16 protein-coding genes and 3 tRNA genes are annotated in these 16,482 nt (G+C 71.6%); 9 read left to right on the top strand and 10 right to left on the bottom strand.

The window, feature by feature from the left end:
* Positions 1-135: 135 nt before the first annotated feature.
* A complete protein-coding gene (locus tag AB0959_RS27110; RefSeq protein WP_366829168.1) occupies positions 136-1,779 on the bottom strand; it encodes an RDD family protein in 1,644 nt (547 codons plus the stop codon).
* Positions 1,780-2,255: 476 nt separating this feature from the next.
* Between AB0959_RS27110 and AB0959_RS27105 the strand changes: the two genes are divergently transcribed.
* The gene (locus AB0959_RS27105; RefSeq protein ID WP_366829167.1) at positions 2,256-2,732 is read left to right on the top strand and encodes an SsgA family sporulation/cell division regulator; all 477 of its coding nucleotides are present in this window, start codon (positions 2,256-2,258) and stop codon (positions 2,730-2,732) included.
* A gap of 18 nt (positions 2,733-2,750) precedes the next feature.
* On the opposite strand, the gene AB0959_RS27100 is transcribed toward AB0959_RS27105, so the two are convergent.
* The gene (locus AB0959_RS27100; RefSeq protein ID WP_366829166.1) at positions 2,751-4,157 is read right to left on the bottom strand and encodes an FAD-linked oxidase C-terminal domain-containing protein; all 1,407 of its coding nucleotides are present in this window, start codon (positions 4,155-4,157) and stop codon (positions 2,751-2,753) included.
* Between the two features lie 92 nt (positions 4,158-4,249).
* Here AB0959_RS27100 and AB0959_RS27095 point away from each other — a divergent pair, with 92 nt between their 5' ends.
* A complete protein-coding gene (locus tag AB0959_RS27095) occupies positions 4,250-5,755 on the top strand; it encodes a tetratricopeptide repeat protein (protein ID WP_366829165.1) in 1,506 nt (501 codons plus the stop codon).
* 90 nt (positions 5,756-5,845) lie between these two features.
* Here the strand turns inward: AB0959_RS27095 and hppD are convergent, their stop codons facing one another.
* Positions 5,846-6,991: a 4-hydroxyphenylpyruvate dioxygenase gene (gene hppD / locus AB0959_RS27090; RefSeq protein ID WP_366829164.1), complete on the bottom strand. Its 1,146-nt coding sequence runs from the start codon at positions 6,989-6,991 to the stop codon at positions 5,846-5,848.
* A 123-nt stretch (positions 6,992-7,114) separates the two neighbouring features.
* Here hppD and AB0959_RS27085 point away from each other — a divergent pair, with 123 nt between their 5' ends.
* From AB0959_RS27085 to AB0959_RS27075, 3 genes are all read left to right on the top strand, one after another.
* Positions 7,115-7,588 carry an Lrp/AsnC family transcriptional regulator gene (locus tag AB0959_RS27085; RefSeq protein ID WP_366829163.1) on the top strand — a complete coding sequence of 158 codons (474 nt, stop codon included), beginning with the start codon at positions 7,115-7,117 and terminating at the stop codon, positions 7,586-7,588.
* Between the two features lie 83 nt (positions 7,589-7,671).
* Entirely contained in the window at positions 7,672-8,256 is a 585-nt protein-coding gene (locus tag AB0959_RS27080; protein ID WP_366829162.1) for a helix-turn-helix domain-containing protein, read from the top strand.
* 32 nt (positions 8,257-8,288) lie between these two features.
* Positions 8,289-8,483: a hypothetical protein gene (locus AB0959_RS27075; RefSeq protein ID WP_366829193.1), complete on the top strand. Its 195-nt coding sequence runs from the start codon at positions 8,289-8,291 to the stop codon at positions 8,481-8,483.
* Here the strand turns inward: AB0959_RS27075 and AB0959_RS27070 are convergent.
* Both AB0959_RS27070 and AB0959_RS27065 read right to left on the bottom strand, forming a co-directional pair.
* A complete protein-coding gene (locus tag AB0959_RS27070) occupies positions 8,480-9,280 on the bottom strand; it encodes a S16 family serine protease (protein WP_366829161.1) in 801 nt (266 codons plus the stop codon). The two genes, AB0959_RS27075 and AB0959_RS27070, sit on opposite strands and share 4 nt — an antisense overlap.
* 76 nt (positions 9,281-9,356) lie before the next feature.
* Positions 9,357-9,833 carry a MarR family transcriptional regulator gene (locus tag AB0959_RS27065; RefSeq protein ID WP_366829160.1) on the bottom strand — a complete coding sequence of 159 codons (477 nt, stop codon included), beginning with the start codon at positions 9,831-9,833 and terminating at the stop codon, positions 9,357-9,359.
* A 65-nt stretch (positions 9,834-9,898) separates the two neighbouring features.
* Here AB0959_RS27065 and AB0959_RS27060 point away from each other — a divergent pair, with 65 nt between their 5' ends.
* Positions 9,899-10,726, top strand: a complete 828-nt coding sequence (locus AB0959_RS27060; protein WP_366829159.1) for an alpha/beta hydrolase — start codon at positions 9,899-9,901, stop codon at positions 10,724-10,726.
* 108 nt (positions 10,727-10,834) lie between these two features.
* On the opposite strand, the gene AB0959_RS27055 is transcribed toward AB0959_RS27060, so the two are convergent.
* From AB0959_RS27055 to AB0959_RS27035, 5 genes are all read right to left on the bottom strand, one after another.
* Positions 10,835-11,476, bottom strand: coding sequence for a helix-turn-helix domain-containing protein (locus AB0959_RS27055; protein ID WP_322723916.1), 642 nt, complete (start codon positions 11,474-11,476; stop codon positions 10,835-10,837).
* 408 nt (positions 11,477-11,884) lie between these two features.
* Entirely contained in the window at positions 11,885-13,690 is a 1,806-nt protein-coding gene (locus AB0959_RS27050) for a DEAD/DEAH box helicase (protein WP_366829158.1), read from the bottom strand.
* Positions 13,691-13,838: 148 nt separating this feature from the next.
* The gene (locus tag AB0959_RS27045; protein ID WP_366829157.1) at positions 13,839-14,207 is read right to left on the bottom strand and encodes a Fic family protein; all 369 of its coding nucleotides are present in this window, start codon (positions 14,205-14,207) and stop codon (positions 13,839-13,841) included.
* Positions 14,207-14,404, bottom strand: a complete 198-nt coding sequence (locus AB0959_RS27040; RefSeq protein ID WP_366829156.1) for a hypothetical protein — start codon at positions 14,402-14,404, stop codon at positions 14,207-14,209. Before AB0959_RS27040 ends, AB0959_RS27045 begins: the two co-directional genes overlap by 1 nt.
* A 32-nt stretch (positions 14,405-14,436) precedes the next feature.
* Positions 14,437-15,891: an MFS transporter gene (locus AB0959_RS27035; protein ID WP_366829155.1), complete on the bottom strand. Its 1,455-nt coding sequence runs from the start codon at positions 15,889-15,891 to the stop codon at positions 14,437-14,439.
* Positions 15,892-16,104: 213 nt separating this feature from the next.
* Here AB0959_RS27035 and AB0959_RS27030 point away from each other — a divergent pair.
* From AB0959_RS27030 to AB0959_RS27020, 3 genes are all read left to right on the top strand, one after another.
* Positions 16,105-16,179, top strand: a tRNA-Cys gene (locus AB0959_RS27030).
* A gap of 34 nt (positions 16,180-16,213) precedes the next feature.
* Positions 16,214-16,313 (top strand) — tRNA-OTHER (locus AB0959_RS27025).
* A gap of 34 nt (positions 16,314-16,347) precedes the next feature.
* Positions 16,348-16,447, top strand: a tRNA-OTHER gene (locus AB0959_RS27020).
* Positions 16,448-16,482: the final 35 nt, after the last annotated feature.

The following is a 16,482-nucleotide window of genomic DNA, read 5'->3' as shown; positions in this document are numbered from 1 at the left end:
TCCGCATCCGGCGCAGGTCCGTCCGGAGTACGAGGTTTGCCTGACCCGTGCGGTTTACCCGGTTTACCTGGTTCACCCAGCTCATCTGTTCTATTCGGTTTATTCGGTTTATCTGGCCTGTCCGGCCTGTCCGGTCTATCCGGCTACGAACGTATGGGCCGCCTTGTCGTGCCAGCACTGGCGCCAGGGGCGGTCGAACACGCACCACAGGACGCCGACGACGCCGACGCCGAGCAGGCCCGGGATGCTGTAGACGAGCCAGCGGCGTACGGCCAGTCCGAAGGTCGGCGGCTCGTGGCCCTCGATGTCGCGGACCTCCAGGCCGAGCAGCTTCTTGCCGAGGGTCCGGCCCCACTTGGCGGTGGGCAGCGCCTCGTAGAGGACGCCGCAGACGAGCAGCACGCCGAGAATGATGCCGAAGTAGACCGAGGTCGTGCCGTCGAGCAGCCAGACCGTGACGGTCTCGCCGGACTGCTTGGCCGCGTCGATCTTCTCGTTGACGTGGTCGATCGCCTTGGTGCCGAACGGCACGGCGACCGCGCCGGTGACGGCGAGGACGACGATCGTGTCCAGCAGCCGGGCGGCCAGCCGCTTGCCGAGCCCCGCCGGCCGGGCCGCGGCCTGGGCGCGGGCGGCGGCCTGGAACGGGTCCTCGCTGACCGGCTTCCACGGCGCGACGCGCTGCTCCCCGTCCGCGCCCGCCAGTTGGCCCACCTGTTGCGCCCAGGACGGCTGTCCGCCGCCGGTACCCGCGCTGAGGGGGGTCTGGGCGGGCGCGGCCTGCTGCGAGAAGGCACCGCCCGGGTCGTCGGGGTGTGCGGGAACCGGGGCGGAGGGCTGGTGTGCGGTGGGCTGCTGGTGGGCGGCCGGGGGCTGTTGAGGGCTGGTCGGCTGCCGCTGGGCCGGAGGGTTCGGAGGAGCCGGGCTGGCGGCGGCCGGAGGCGCGGTCTGCGGGCCCTGTCCCGGGCCCTGCTGGGGACCCTGCTGAGGGCTCTGCCGGGGACCTGACGGGCTTTCGGAGGCCGTCTGGGGGTTGGCCTGGGGGTTGAGGCCCAGCGCCTGCTGCGCGGCGGCCTGAGCGTTCGTCCGGGGGGAGCCGTAGGGACGTCCGGTGCCGTCGTCGACCGCCCCCGCGCTCCCGCTCCGGCCACCCCTGCCCGCGAGAGGCGACCGGAACTTCATGGTGCCCTCGGCCTCCGTGGGCTCCGGGTTCGCGTTCGCGTTCGCGCGGCGGAAGACCATCGTGCCGTCCGGGGCCTCGTCGTCCGCGGGCGGGATCGTCGCCGTGCCGTCGGTGCTCGCGGTGCGTGCCGAGTCGCCGTCGGACCGGGTCGGCTGGTCGCCCGACGTCCGCGGGTCCCCCGCGCGCTGCGAGCCCCAGGAGACGCGGCCCTGGTCGCGGCCGAAGCCGGCCTGCCGGGAGCGGTCGGCGCCCCATGCGGTCGCCGGCTCGGGCCTGCTGCCGTGCTGGGTCTCGGCCGGAGCCGGCCTGTCCGGCTCCTCGGCGGGCGCGGGGGGCTCGGCCGCTTCGGGCGCGGCGGGTTCCGGGTCCTCGTCGAAGAAGTGCGGGCCCGTCTCCTCCAGGGAGGCCGGGGTGGCGGGGGTGGCGGGGGCCGCGCCGGGTGCTGCGAGCGGTTCGCCGTCGGAGGGCGCCGGACGGCTCGTCCCCGGCACCCAGGAGGCACCGTTCCAGTAACGGACGTATCCAGGAATGGACGGGTCCGGGTAATACCCTTCGCGGGGCCTGTCGTCACCGGGGGCCGGGGTTGGGGCGCTCATGTCCGTCGTCCCGTATCTGCTCGGGGGTTGGTTGGGGGCATCAACATCTACCAGACGTCCGCAACAGTCACCGCCCCTCCCGCCGGACCCACCCCTTTCGAGCACGGTTCTGCTACGGAGTGCCGGGGGTGGGCGAGTTTTTTCCTCGCCCCCGCCGCCCCTACCCGTCTACCCGTCCCTTCCCCGGGGCTCCGCCCCGGACCCCGCTCCTCGAACTCCCCCAGCTACCGCTGGGAGGTGCCCCCAAGGGGCCGGAAGTCAGGGGCTCGGAGGGACTGGGGGCTGGTTTTCAGGGGCGCGGGGAACTTCGCGACCAGTCACACCCAACCCGCAGCCAACAACCCGCAGCCAACCCACGGCAGCGGGGGCGAAAAAAGTTTTGGGGAGTCGCGTAATGATCCGGCTCCACCCCCCTCTCCATCCGTACGGGCCGCCCACCGGCCCACCCCACGACCCGTCGGAGAGGAAACCGCACCATGCATCCCACCGTGGTGGACCGCGAGCTGGAGCTCCAGCTCGTCCTGTCACCGGAGCGCAGCGTCCCCGTACAGGCCAGACTCACCTACCGCAGTGACGACCCGTACGCCGTCCACGTCACCTTCCACGTCAACTCCGACCACCCCGTCCACTGGACGTTCGCCCGCGAACTGCTGATCGAGGGCGTGTTCCGTCCGTCCGGGCACGGAGACGTGCGGGTGTGGCCGACGAAGGTGCGGGGCCGCGGCGTCGTCCTGATGGCACTGAGTTCCCCCGGCGGAGACGCCCTCCTCGAAGCCCCGGCCGCGCAGGTGGCGGCGTGGCTGGAGCGCACCCTGCGCGTCGTGCCCCCGGGCTCCGAGGCCGAGCAGCTCCACATCGACGACGTCCTGGCCGAGTGGCTCGCCCCGACCCCCGCCGACGACCTGTGGCTGCTCGACCCGTTGGCGTCGGACGAGTCGACGGACGGTGAGTGACGCGGAGACAGGCGTGGGTCAGAAGAGTTTGCCCGGGTTGAGGATGCCCAGCGGGTCGAAGACCGCCTTGACCGCGCGCTGCATCTCCAGCCCGACCGGGCCGATCTCGCGGGCCAGCCACTCCTTCTTGAGGACACCCACGCCGTGCTCGCCGGTGATCGTGCCGCCGAGTTCCAGCCCGAGGGCCATGATCTCGTCGAACGACTCACGGGCGCGCCGCGACTCGTCGGGGTCGGTCGCGTCGAAGCAGACGGTGGGATGGGTGTTGCCGTCGCCGGCGTGGGCGCAGACGCCGATCGTGAGGTCGTACTTCTCGGCTATGCGGTCGACGCCCTCCAGCATGTCGCCGAGCCGGGAGCGGGGCACGCACACGTCGTCGATCATCGTGGTGCCCTTGACCGCCTCGAGCGCGGTGAGCGACAACCGCCGCGCCTGGAGCAGCAGTTCCGACTCGGCCGCGTCGTCCGCCGGGACGACCTGGGAGGCGCCCGCGGCCTCGCACAGGGCGCCGACCGCGGCGAGGTCGGCGGCGGGGTCGGGGGTGTCGAAGGCGGCGAGGAGCAGGGCCTCGGTGGTCTCCGGGAGGCCCATGTTGGCGATGGCGTTGACGGCCTTCACCGTCGTGCGGTCCATCAGTTCGAGGAGGGACGGCACGTGCCCGCCCTCCATGATCCGGCACACGGCGTCGCAGGCGGCGGAGGCGGAGGGGAACTCCGCCGCCAGCACCAGTTGCTGGGGCGGCTGCGGCCTGAGGCCCAGGACGGCGCGTACGACGATGCCGAGCGAGCCTTCCGAGCCCACGAAGAGCCGGGTGAGGTCGTACCCGGCGACGCCTTTCGCCGTGCGGCGGCCGGTGGACATGAGCCGCCCGTCGGCCAGCACGACGTCGAGGCCGAGCACGTACTCGGCCGTCACCCCGTACTTCACGCAGCACAGGCCGCCGGAGGCCGTGCCGATGTTGCCGCCGATGGTGCACATCTCCCAGCTGGAGGGGTCCGGCGGGTAGTACAGGCCGTGCTCGTTCACCGCGCGGGAGAGCGCGGCGTTGATGACGCCCGGTTCGACGACGGCGATCCGGTCGACCGGGTTGATCTCCAGGATGCGGTCCATCTTCGTCAGGGAGAGCGCGATACAGCCGTCGGAGGTGTTGGCCCCGCCCGACAGGCCGGTGCGGGCGCCCTGCGGGACGACGGGGACGCGCAGCTCGGTGGCGGTGCGCATGACGTGCTGGACCTGCTCGACGGTACGGGGCAGCACGACGACGGCCGGGGTGCCCGCCTCGCAGAAGCTCGCCATGTCGTTCGCGTACGAGGCCGTGACGTCCGGGTCGGTGACGACCGCCTCGGCCGGGAGTCCGGCGAGCAGGCGATCGAGGAGGTTAGTGGTGATGTCGTCCCTCGGCGCTTCGATACGACTCATGATCACAGCGTCGCACCGGACCGCCATCGGTGTGAACCCGTCGGCGAGGGCCTTTCGGGTGCCGCGTCGTGTGTTCGTACGGACGCACAGTAAGCGGCATGGAGAGCGAAAAGCGGCGGTTCGGGGTGACCGGGCGGACGATGCGGCGTGCACTGGGCTGGACGATGGCCGCGAGTGCCGTACTCGGCGGTGTGCTGATGGTGCTGCCGGACGACGAGGGGAAGCCACCGGCGGCGCCCGCGCCGGGACCCAAGGCACGGGCCCGGGCGGCCGTGGCGGCCGGGGGGCCCGCCACACTGCCCGATCTGACCCAGTTGATCCGTGACCGCGAACGCCGGCTGCGCAGGAGTCCGCAGGACGGGCGGTCGTGGGCGGTGCTCGGCGCGGCGTACGTGGAGCGGGGGCGCCGTACCGGGGTGGCCGCGGACTTCCCGAGGGCCGAGCGGGCACTGCGTACGTCGCTGAAGGTCCGCCCGAGCCGCAACGCGGAGGCGTACGACGGCCTGGCCGAGCTGGCGGGCGCGCGGCACGACTTCCGGACGGCCCGGCAGTGGGGCGAGCAGGCCGTACGGGTGGCGCCCGAGCGCTGGACGTCGTACCCGCCGCTGATCGACGCGTACGACGGTGTCGGTGACTACAAGGCCGCCCGCGTGACCCTGGACCGGCTGCTCGCCCTGCGGTCCCGGTTCGATGTGACGGCGCCCGCGGTGACGGCGCGGGCGGCCCGGGTCTACTGGGACCAGGGCCGGCGCGAGGACGCGGCCGCGGCGCTGTCGGAGGCGGTCGCCCGCGCGGAGGGTCCCGCCGAGCGGGCCACGTACCTCGTGCAGGCGGGCGAGATCGCGTGGCAGCGCGGCGACCTGGAGGAGTCCCTGGACTACGACACGGCCGCCCTGCACGCCGACCCCGGCGAACCCGGCGCCGTGGCCGGGCGGGCCCGGGCGCTGGCCGCCCTGGGCCGCACGAGGGCGGCGGAACGCGCGTACCGGTCGGCGCTGACGAGGACGAGGTCGCCCCGGTACGCCCTGGAGCTGGGCGAGCTGTACGAGTCGCTGGGACGTCAGTCCGAGGCGCGGACCCAGTACCGCACCGTACGCAAGGTCGTGCGCGCGGACACGAAGGCGGGGGTGAACCGCGACCTGTTCCTCGGTCTGTTCGAGGCGGACCACGGCGACCCGGAGAAAGCGGTCGGCCTCCTGCGGGCCGAGTGGGAGCGGCAGCCGAGCCTGCGTGCGGCGGACGCGCTGGGGTGGGCGCTGCACCGGGCCGGCGAGGACGAGGAGGCGCTGCGGTTCGCGACGCGGACGACCGACAGGGCACATGGCGGCGAGGTCCGCAGCGCGCTGTACGCCTACCACCGGGGAGTGATCGAGTACGCCCTGGGGTTGCAGGGCCCGGCCCGCCGCCACCTGGCCGAGGCCATGCGCCTCAACCCGTACTTCTCGCTGCTGCACGCGCCGGTGGCGAAGGAGGCGCTGGGCGAGCTGGGAGAGCCGTCGGACAAGGGGCCGGCGGAGGTGGAGAAACAGGGGCTGCCGGGCGGGCCCTCCCCCAGTGCCCCCACCCCCACGGCCGTCCGACGCTCGGGCGGGACATCCGCGTAGAAGCACGTAGGAGAAGGGCGGGCGCGTGGGAAGGCGGTGCCGTGCGGCCCCACGGCGTCAGTTCCGTGGGCGCCGCAGTGGCAGCCCGGGTTACAGGTTGCCCCGCTTTTCCTGTTCCCTCTCGATCGCCTCGAACAGCGCCTTGAAGTTGCCCTTGCCGAATCCCATCGAACCGTGCCGTTCGATGATCTCGAAGAAGACCGTCGGGCGGTCCTGGACCGGCTTGGTGAAGATCTGGAGGAGGTAGCCGTCCTCGTCCCGGTCGGCCAGGATCTTCAGCTCGCGCAGGGTCGCCACGGGCACGCGCGTCTCGCCGACCCACTCGCCCAGGGTGTCGTAGTACGAGTCGGGGGTGTTGAGGAACTGCACGCCCGCCGCCCGCATCGTCCGTACCGTCCGCACGATGTCGTTGGTGTTGAGCGCGATGTGCTGGACGCCGGCGCCGCCGTAGAACTCCAGGTACTCGTCGATCTGGGACTTCTTCTTGGCGATGGCGGGCTCGTTGATCGGGAACTTCACCTTGAGGGTGCCGTCGGCGACGACCTTCGACATCAGGGCGCTGTACTCGGTGGCGATGTCGTCGCCCACGAACTCCTTCATGTTCGTGAAGCCCATGACCTTGTTGTAGAACTCCACCCACTCGTTCATACGGCCGAGCTCGACGTTGCCGACGCAGTGGTCGACGGCCTGGAACGTGCGGTGGGCCGGCGGCTCGACGATCGGGTCGGCGGCCGCGAAGCCGGGCAGGTACGGGCCGTCGTAGCCGGCGCGCTCGACGAGGGTGTGCCGGGTGGTGCCGTACGTGGCGATCGCGGCGAGGACGACCGTGCCGTGCTCGTCCTTCAGTTCGTACGGCTCGGCGACGGAGCGGGCGCCGTGCTCGATCGCGTAGGCGTACGCGGCGCGCGCGTCCGGGACCTCGATGGCGAGGTCGACGACGCCGTCGCCGTGCTCGGCCACGTGCTCGGCGAGGAAGTGGCCCCAGGTGGTGGCGGCCTTGATCACCGAGGTGAACACGAAGCGCGCGGAGCCGTTCTCCAGCACGTAGCTCGCGGTCTCGCGGCTGCCGTTCTCGGGTCCGGAGTACGCCACCAGCCGCATGCCGAAGGCGGTGGAGTAGTAGTGGGCCGCCTGCTTGGCGTTGCCCACGGCGAACACGACCGCGTCCATCCCCTTGACCGGGAAGGGGTCGGCCTGCCGTGCGGTGTCGGGAGTGTGGTGTGTGGTCTGTGTCATAGGCGCAGACTCTCTCCGCTCCGGCAAGGTGCGCAATAGTTTGCTGATTCGCTGGGCAATATGCTCAGCAGGATGCCCGCAATGGCGGATGCTCTGTACAGGGTGCCCATCGGGGAGGCCTTCATGGCGATCGATCATCTCGACGGCCGGATCATCGTGCTGCTGGCCCGGGAGCCGCGTATCGGGGTGCTGGAGATGTCCCGGCGGCTGGGGGTCGCGCGCGGCACGGTCCAGGCGCGGCTCGACCGGCTCCAGTCGAACGGGGTCATCCGGGGCTTCGGCCCGCAGGTGGACCCGGCCGCCCTCGGATATCCGGTGACGGCGTTCGCGACGCTGCAGATCCGGCAGGGCCAGGGCCCGGACGTACGGGCACACCTGGCGACCGTGCCGGAAGTACTGGAACTGCACACCACGACCGGCAACGGGGACATGCTGTGCCGACTCGTGGCCCGCTCGAACGCGGACCTCCAGAGGGTGATCGACCGCGTCGTCGGCTTCGACGGGATCGTCCGGGCCTCGACGGCGATCGTCATGGAGAACCCGGTGCCGTTGCGGGTGATTCCGCTGGTGGAGCAGGCGGCGGAGGACTGGGAGTAGGAGGGTTCCAAAGAGCTGACCCCAAAGAACCCCTTACAAAGAAATCCTTGCAAGGGATTCTTTGCAACGCTACCTTTGCATGCATGCCCGATCCCGAAGTCCCTTCACCGCGGGTCCTCGACGCCCGCTCCCTGCGCGGGCTCGCGCATCCGCTGCGCATGACCCTGCTCGCCGCCTTGCGGCGCGGCGGCCCGGCCACCGCGTCCCAGCTCGCGGCCAAGTTGGGTGAGTCCAGCGGCGCCACCAGCTACCACCTGCGCCAGCTCGCCGAGCACGGCTTCATCGAGGACGCGCCGGAGCACGGCAGGGGGCGGGAGCGGTGGTGGCAAGCGGTCCATACGGGCGTGCAGTTCGACGACGCGCTCCACCACCATCCCGACCCGGCCGTTCGCGGCGCCGCCGACCTGTTCATCCACGAGGTCGCGAACATCCATACCCAGGAGATCGCCACCTACCTGGGCACCACCAGCGATTGGTCCGAGGAGTGGAACCGCTCCACCGACCTGAGCGACATGACCCTGCGCCTCACGCCGGAGCTGGCCCTCGACCTCATCACGAAGATGCACGACCTCGTCGACAGCTACCGCGCCAAGACACCCGCCGAGGACACCCCGGACGCCGAGACGGTACGCGTCCACACGCACCTCTTCCCCATCCACACGGACTGAGAGGCTCCGATCCGATGGACCCGATGCACCCCATGCACATCGAGACCCGGCTCGCCCTGCACAACGCCCACCTCGCCGACCTCCGCCACGAGGCCGACACATACCGGCTGGCCGCCGCGGTCCGGCAGCCGCGTGACCTGCGCGCTCGTCTCGGCTGGACCCTCGTCGAGGTCGGCCTCCGGCTCGCTTCCGCGCCCAGGGCGGTGGCCGTAGCCCGCCAGGCCTAGCAGCTGGGGACCGAGCCCTTGCCCTTCTCCAGGGCCACGAGGGAGTTGACCGCGCCCTTCAGCGTCGTCACCGGGATCAGGCGCAGGCCCTTCGGCAGCTCGGACTTCGCGTCGGAGCACTCGGCCCTCGGGACCAGGAAGACGGTGGCGCCGTCACGGTGGGCGGCCTGGGTCTTGAGGGCCACCCCGCCGACCGCACCGACCTTGCCGGCGGCGTCGATCGTTCCCGTACCGGCGATGACGCGGCCTCCCGTGAGGTCGCCGCCGTTGCCGTCGCCGTTGAGCTTGTCGATGACACCGAGGGAGAACAGCAGGCCTGCGCTGGGGCCGCCCACGTCGGACAGCTTCAGGGTGACCTTGACGTCGTCGCCGTTCTTGCCCAGGTACGCGAGCGCCGCCTCGGCCGCCGCGTTCTGGGACTCCTTCATCTCCGCCGCGTTGTGCTTCTCGATCTCCTTGACGTTGCCGCCGGTCGGGTACACCGCGTCGCGCGGCATCACCGCCTGGTCCGTACGGAACCATCCGTCGACGACATCGGCGAGGTCGACGTGCGCGTCCGGGCCCGTCGCCTCGATCGTCGTCATGCGCAGCTGCCCGCGCGTCTCACGGGTCGTCGCGCCGCTGATCGTGATCACCGGCTCGCCCTTGTTCGAACCAAGGACGTTCGCCGTCAGGCCGGGTTGCGCCACGGAGAACGGCAGCGGTGCGAACGCCGCCGTGGCGAGCAGGGCCACGACGGGCAGGGCACAGACGGCGACGGCCTTGGGGCGCGACAGGCTGGAGAGGCGAGAGAGCACAGGATCAATCTAACGCGCGGGTGACTTCCGGCCAGTCGGCGGTCGGCACACGGCCGCCCGGGCCCCCGGGTCCGCGTCAGTTCACGTCGACGTCCTCGAACACGTCGAGCACCCGCGTGAGCACGCGCACGCAGGTGTCCACGTCCGCGCCGGTCAGATCGCCCCCCACCCGCTTCAGCAGCTCGCTCTCGCGGGCGATGACCGTCTCGATGGCCGTGCGGCCGACGCCTGTGAGCCGGATCAGCGAGGACCGCTGGTGGGCGGGGTTGGGGATGGCCTCGACGAGGCCGCCGGCCGCCGCGTCGTTGACCATCCGCTGCACGAACTGACGGCTGAGCGCCTGAGCGCGACCCATTTGCGGGACGGTCATGGGCCCGTGGACGCGCAGGAGGTCAAGGACGGCGCGGACGCCGATGGGCATCCCCTCGATCGGCTCGTTCAGCTCCACCCCGCGGGACACGCGCCGGTACAGGGGGCCGAGGACGGCGAACACCTCGTACAGACGGGAGGCGAGGTCGTCGGGCGCGAGGGGCTTGTCATCACTCTTGCTCACGGGCCCACAGAACCAGAATGACACCTTGGTTGCCAAGCCACCGCCAGCATGACACCTTGGTTGTCATGACAGGTGCATCGCAGGTACGTACGTTCCCGTCCGGCGACGGCCCCCTCGCCTACCGCGACACCGGAGGCGCGGGGCCCCCTCTGGTGCTGCTGCACGGCGGGTTCACCGACCACCGCATGTGGGACGACGTCGTACCGCTCCTCGCGGTCGGCCACCGGGTGATCGCACCGGACGCGCGCGGCCACGGTGTGTCCGGCAACGCGAGCCGGCCCTTCCGGTTCGCGGACGATCTCGCCGCGCTCCTGCGCCATCTGGACGTGGGCCCCGCCGTCCTGGTCGGGATGTCGATGGGTGCGGCTGTCGCGGTCGACACCGCGCTCGAGCACCCCGGCCTCGTCCGCGCGCTCGCCGTCAGCGGCGCGGGGACCAGCGAGCCCGAGTACCGGGACCCCTGGACCAGGGACTTCGGGGCCCGTCGGCAGGCCGCCCTGGAGGCCGGTGACGTCGAGGGCTGGGTCGATGTCTCCGTGTCGGCCGTGGCCGGTCCTCACCGCACGCTCGACGAGGTCGACCCGGATGTCGTACGGCGCGTACGGGACATGCTGCGCGGGACCATCACCAAGCACACGCCCGACGAACCCGACTGGTCCGTCCCGGTGACCGACACCTGGGCCCGCGCCGCGGGCATCACGGTCCCCGTGCTGGCCGTCAACGGCGCCCTCGACGCGCCCGACCTGATCGCCATGGCCGACCGTCTCGTCGACATCGTCGCGGGTGAGAGCCGTACGACGGCGATCGAGGGCGCCGCCCACTACGCGAACATGGAACGGGCGGACACCTTCACCAAGATCCTGCTGGAGTGGCTCGGCGGCCTCCCCACCTGAGACACTCCGGCGCTCCCCGGGGAACACGGGGAAAGGGGGGTGGGCGATCGCGCCCGGGACGGGGACCCACGGGGGAGGTCCCTGTCCCGGGCGCGACGAGCCGCGCTCTCAGCGCAGCGCTTCAGCGACTTCCCGCGCTGCGTCGAGGACCCGGGGGCCCACCCGCTCCGGCACCGCGTCCGCGAGCATCACGACGCCCACGCTTCCCTCGACGCCGGTCACCCCGAGCAGGGGTGCGGCGGCGCCGCTCGCGCCGGCCTCCAGTTCCCCGTGCGTGAGGGTGTAGCCGGGTCCGTCGAGCGGCTGCTGCCGGGCGGCGAGGATGGCGCGGCCCGCCGCCCCCCGGTCCAGCGGGTGGCGGAACCCGGCCCGGTACGCCACGTGGTAGTCCGTCCACGTCGGCTCGACGACCGCGACGGCCAGCGCCTCCGTCCCGTCGACGAGGGTCAGATGCGCGGTCGCGCCTATGTCCTCCGCGAGGGAGCGCAGCGCGGGCAGCGCTGCCTCCCGGACCAGAGGGTGCACCTGGCGGCCCAGGCGGAGCACGCCCAGGCCGACGCGGGCCCTGCCGCCCAGGTCACGACGGACGAGAGCGTGCTGCTCCAGGGTGGCGAGCAACCGGTACACAACGGTCCGGTTCACGCCCAGCTTGTGTGAGAGCTCGGTGACGGTCAGTCCGTGATCCGTGTCGGCGAGCAGCTTGAGGACGCGCAGTCCCCGGTCGAGCGTCTGGGAGGTCTCCGCGGTCACGACGCCCACTCCTTCTTGGTGAGGGCGGCGGCCCCCTCCGCGGCGGATGCGTCACCGGTCCCGTCGGCGACGCGCTTCAGTGGCCGCCGGTCGGCTGAACCCGGATGTGCTCTCCGGGCGGAGTCGCTTCACGGCTGCGCTCCGGGGCGGCGTTGCCACGGGGCGTATGCGTGGAGGGACAGTAGCGAGCCGGTTCGCTGAGCGGAAGTCTCCGTCCAGAATCCGGTCAGCACCCGGTACGGACTACTTCCGTTTGTCCTGATAGGCCCGGTGCGAGGGGCGCCCCGAAAGGGGCGCGGGGCTGTGTCGATATGCGGCTCCGCCGCGTGGGCGCGACCGACCACAACGAACCCGCACTCGAAGCACGGCGGATGCCCTGAAAAACCTGCTCAGGCACAGCGCCCGGCGTCACCGCATCCGGGTGGCCCACTCCTGCACCTTGGCGATCCGCTGGCGCAGCTGCCCCGCCGTGGCCTCCGCGCTCGGCGGGCCGCCGCACACCCGGCGCACCTCGGTGTGGATCACGCCGTGCGGCTTGCCGCTCTGGTGGGAGTAGGCGCCGACCATGCTGTTGAGCTGCTTGCGCAGTTCCAGCAGCTCCTTGTGGGTGACGACGGGCCGCCGGTCGGCCGGCAGCTCCAGGAGGTCGGCCTCCGAGTCGGGCTTCTTCCGGCTGTGCGCGATCTGCCGGGCCTGCCGCTTCTGGAGGAGGAGCTCCACCTGGTCGGGCTCCAGCAGGCCCGGGATGCCCAGGTAGTCCTGCTCCTCCTCACTGCCCGGGTGGGCCTGCATGCCGAAGTCGGCGCCGTTGTACGTCACCCGGTCGAACACGGCGTCGGACTCGAGCGCCTCGAACGGCAGCATGTCCTGATCGCCGGTGTCCTCGTCCTGCTGCTTCTCGGCCTCCTGGAGGAGCTTCTCCTCCTCGGCGTACGGGTCCTCCTCGCCGCCCTTCTTGGGCTTGTCGAGGACGTGGTCCCGTTCCCTCTCCATCTCGTTCGCGAACGAGAGCAGATCGGGAACCGTCGGCAGGAAGACCGAGGCGGTCTCGCCGCGCCGCCGGGACCGTACGAAACGGCCGACGGCCTGCGCGAAGAACAGCGGGGTGGAGATGGTGGTGGCGTACACGCCGACCGCGAGCCTGGGCACGTCGACGCCCTCGGACACCATGCGGACGGCGACCATCCACCGGTCGGTGCTGCCGCTGAACTCGTCGATACGGTCCGAGGCTCCGGAGTCGTCGGAGAGGACGAGGGTCGCCGCGTGTCCGGTGATCTCCCTGATGAGCTTCGCGTACGCGCGCGCCGAGTCCTGGTCGGAGGCGATGACGAGGGCGCCGGCGTCCGGGATGGCCTTGCGGACCTCGGACAGCCGGTGGTCGGCGGCCCGCAGCACGCTGGGCATCCACTCACCGCGCGGGTCGAGAGCGGTGCGCCAGGCCTGGCTGATCGCGTCCTTGGTCATGGGCTCGCCGAGCCGGGCCGCGATCTCGTCGCCCGCCTTCGTCCGCCAGCGCATGTTGCCGCTGTAGGAGAGGAAGATGACGGGCCGGACGACGTGGTCGGCGAGCGCGTTCCCGTATCCGTACGTGTAGTCGGCGGCGGAGCGCCGGATCCCGTCGTTCCCCTCCTCGTACGCCACGAAGGGGATGGGGTTGGTGTCGGACCGGAAGGGCGTACCGGTGAGCGCGAGCCGTCGCGTCGCGGGCTCGAACGCCTCCAGGCAGGCCTCGCCCCAGGACTTGCTGTCACCCGCGTGGTGGATCTCGTCGAGGATGACGAGGGTCTTGCGCTGCTCGACGCGGTTGCGGTGCAGCATGGGCCGCACGCCGACACCGGCGTACGTGACCGCGACCCCGTGGTACTCCTTGCCGAGCGGTCCCGCGCTGTACTCGGGGTCCAGCTTGATACCGATCCGCGCCGCCGCCTCCGCCCACTGCTTCTTCAGATGCTCGGTGGGCGCGACCACGGTGACCTGCTGCACGACGTGGTGGTGCAGCAGCCAGGAGGCGAGCGTCAGCGCGAAGGTCGTCTTCCCGGCGCCGGGCGTGGCCACGGCCAGGAAGTCGCGCGGCTGTTCCTGGATGTACTTCTCCATCGCCCCCTGCTGCCAGGCACGCAGCTTGCCGGCCGTACCCCATGGGGCGCGACCGGGGAAGGCGGGCGACAGGTGATGCGAGTGCGAGGCGGAGCTGGCGGCGGCGGTGGTACTCACGGTCTCCGGGGGTGGGTCGGGTTCAAGGGGCCACGCATGACAACCGGGCCACCCTATCGGTGGGCCGGTCGGGTGAACGCGGGGACTGCGCCGGGTGCCCGTGGATGGGACTTACCTCACAGCGGGCGGCGGCTCTTACGGCTCTTGGTCAGCGCGCGAAGCGGGGCAGCCGGGCAGCGATCTTGGGAACGTCCAAGGCCCCCTGGCATGCGTCCAGCACGAACTCCTCGGCCTCGTCCACGTCGAAACCAGGATCCAGGGGGTGCCCGTTCACGTGCAGGAAGACCCAGGTCGCGTACCAGGCAAGGCGCTTGTTTCCGTCGACGAGGGCGTGATTGCGGGCCAGCGACTCCATCAGGGCCGCCGCCTTCTGCCACACGTCCGGATAGGCGTCCTGGCCGAACACGCTGGACTGCGGGCGTGCGAGCGCGGAGTCGAGGAGGCCGTAGTCGCGCACCTCGTCCGCCCCGAGCCGCTCCGCGAGGTTCAGCAGCTCGGGGAGGGTGAGGTAGTGCATCAGGCGAGCCTCTTGTTCAACTCGGCGCTGGCCTTCAGCACGTGTTCGGCCGCCTCGTTGAACAGTCGGGAGTGCTCGTTTATGGCTGACATCACCGCGTCATGCGCGAAGGCTTGCATGCTGCGTCCCTCCGCCGCCGCACGCTCGCGCAGTGCGTCGAGTTCCTCATCCGTGAAGCGCAGGTTCAGTCCGGCCATACCTTGACGGTACTACTCGGTACCACCAGGTGTCACCGGGGTTCTGCCCGCAACCGCGTCGTCACCCAGGCCCCCACCAACGCCACCCCCGCCATCGGCAGGAACACCGCCGCGAACGCCGCCGGATGCGCACCCGAGCCGGAGGCCTCGGTGGCCGCGTGGGTGACCGTGCCGCCGCCGAGGGCCGCGAAGGCGGCGCCGCCGACGGCGAGGAGCATGGCGTTGGAGAGGCCGTCGGAGATCTGCAGGGACGCGGAGTTGGCGCCGGTCTCCTCCGGGGCGGAGAGGTGGAGCATCAGGACGCTGCTGGACGAGATCACCAGCCCCATGCCGAAGCAACCGAACGCCCAGGCCACGGCGACGCTCCACACCGGCACCGCCTCGATCAGCACGCTGGGCGCGGCCACGATCGCGGCGGCGACCAGGATCATGCCGGCCGTCATCAGCCGTTCCCGGTACGGCTCCAGACGCGGCCGCGACTGCACCCACGACCCCACCGCCCAGGTACCCCCGCCCGCCGCCAGCGAGAGCCCGGCGAGCGTCGGCGACAGCCCCCTCTGGGTGACCAGCATCAACGGCACGAAGGACTCGGCCGCGACGAACGACCCGGCCGCGACCCCGCGCAACAGCACCACGGACGGCAGCCCGCGCGCCGCCCGGTACGTACCGCGGGGCAACAGTCCGAGCACGGCCGGGACCATCAGCGCGGCGCCCGCGAGGGCGGGTATCAGGGCGAGCCACCGCAGGTCCTGCGCGGCGTACTGCAACAGGCCCGCGCCCAGCGAGATCCCGAGGGCGAGGCGGATGCGGCGGCGGTCGAACGGGCCCGGTTCGGTCCCCTCCGCCGGGCCGGCCGCCAGCCGCCGTATCTGCGGGAGCGCGAGCGCCAGCGGGAGCACCACCAGCACCGGGATGCCGACGAACACCCAGCGCCAGCCGAGGTGTTCGGTCACCGCGCCCGAGGCCAGCGGGCCCACCACGGACGGCAGCACCCAACTCGCCGCGAACGCCGCCATGATCGCCGGCCGCAACCGCTCCGGGTAGGCCCGTCCCACGACCACGTACAGCGCGACGATCACCAGCCCGCCGCCGAGTCCCTGCACGGCCCGGCCGAGGATGAACAGCCACATGGCCCCCGCGGTCCCGGACAACAGCAGCCCGGCCGCGAAGGCGCCGATCCCCGCCGTCAACGGCCCGAGCGGCCCACGCCGGTCCGACCACTGACCGGCGAGCACCATGCCGAACAGACTCGTCGTGAAGTACCCCGAGAACGCGAACCCGTACAGCGAGACCCCGTCCAGCTCCCGCGCCGCGACCGGCATCGCCGTCCCCACGGCCGTCGCCTCGAAGGCGATCAGCAGCACGACGGAGACGATGCCGATGCTGAGGGCACGGTAGGGCCCGCGCAGCACACCGGCGCCGTCGGCTTCCGAGAGCGCCTGCACGGCGTCGGCAACGTCCGCGTCACGCGGTTCCAGGGTGGCCATGGTCGCCAGCGTAAGGGGCACCACCGACATTGGCCCCTGTCCGAAGTCGGCGATCGCGTGGGCCCTTGGTCGTAGGACCACGACCCCGTTCATGAACGGGGTATGGCAGTCCCGTTGCAGCGGGGCCGCTTCTCTTGAGCACGGGAACGACCACGGCCTACGGTCGGATGTACCGAGTTCGGAACGCGCACTTTGTTCGAGTTGTTCCAACACGGCCGTGTGCCCGAGTGGTTTAGGGACTCGCCTGCAAAGCGAGTTACGTGGGTTCGATTCCCGCCACGGCCTCCACAACGGTACTGCGGTCGGCCACTGGCGGGTGGCCGGCCGTGTGCCCGAGCGGTTCAGGGACTCGCCTGCACTGCATCCATCAGCGGGCTCCGCCCGCGGGAGTTACGCGGGTTCGATTCCCGCCACGGCCTCCACAACGGCGCTACGGTCGGCCACTGGCGGGTGGCCGGCCGTGTGCCCGAGCGGTTCAGGGACTCGCCTGCACTGCATCCATCAGCGGGCTCCGCCCGCGGGAGTTACGCGGGTTCGATTCCCGCCACGGCCTCCACAACGGCGCTACGGTCGGCCACTGGCGGGTGGCCC

The organism is Streptomyces sp. NPDC046862 (assembly GCF_040704615.1).
Classification (GTDB): domain Bacteria; phylum Actinomycetota; class Actinomycetes; order Streptomycetales; family Streptomycetaceae; genus Streptomyces.
The sequence above is the reverse complement of the archived record's forward strand: the minus strand, read 5'-3'. Positions and strand labels throughout refer to the sequence as shown.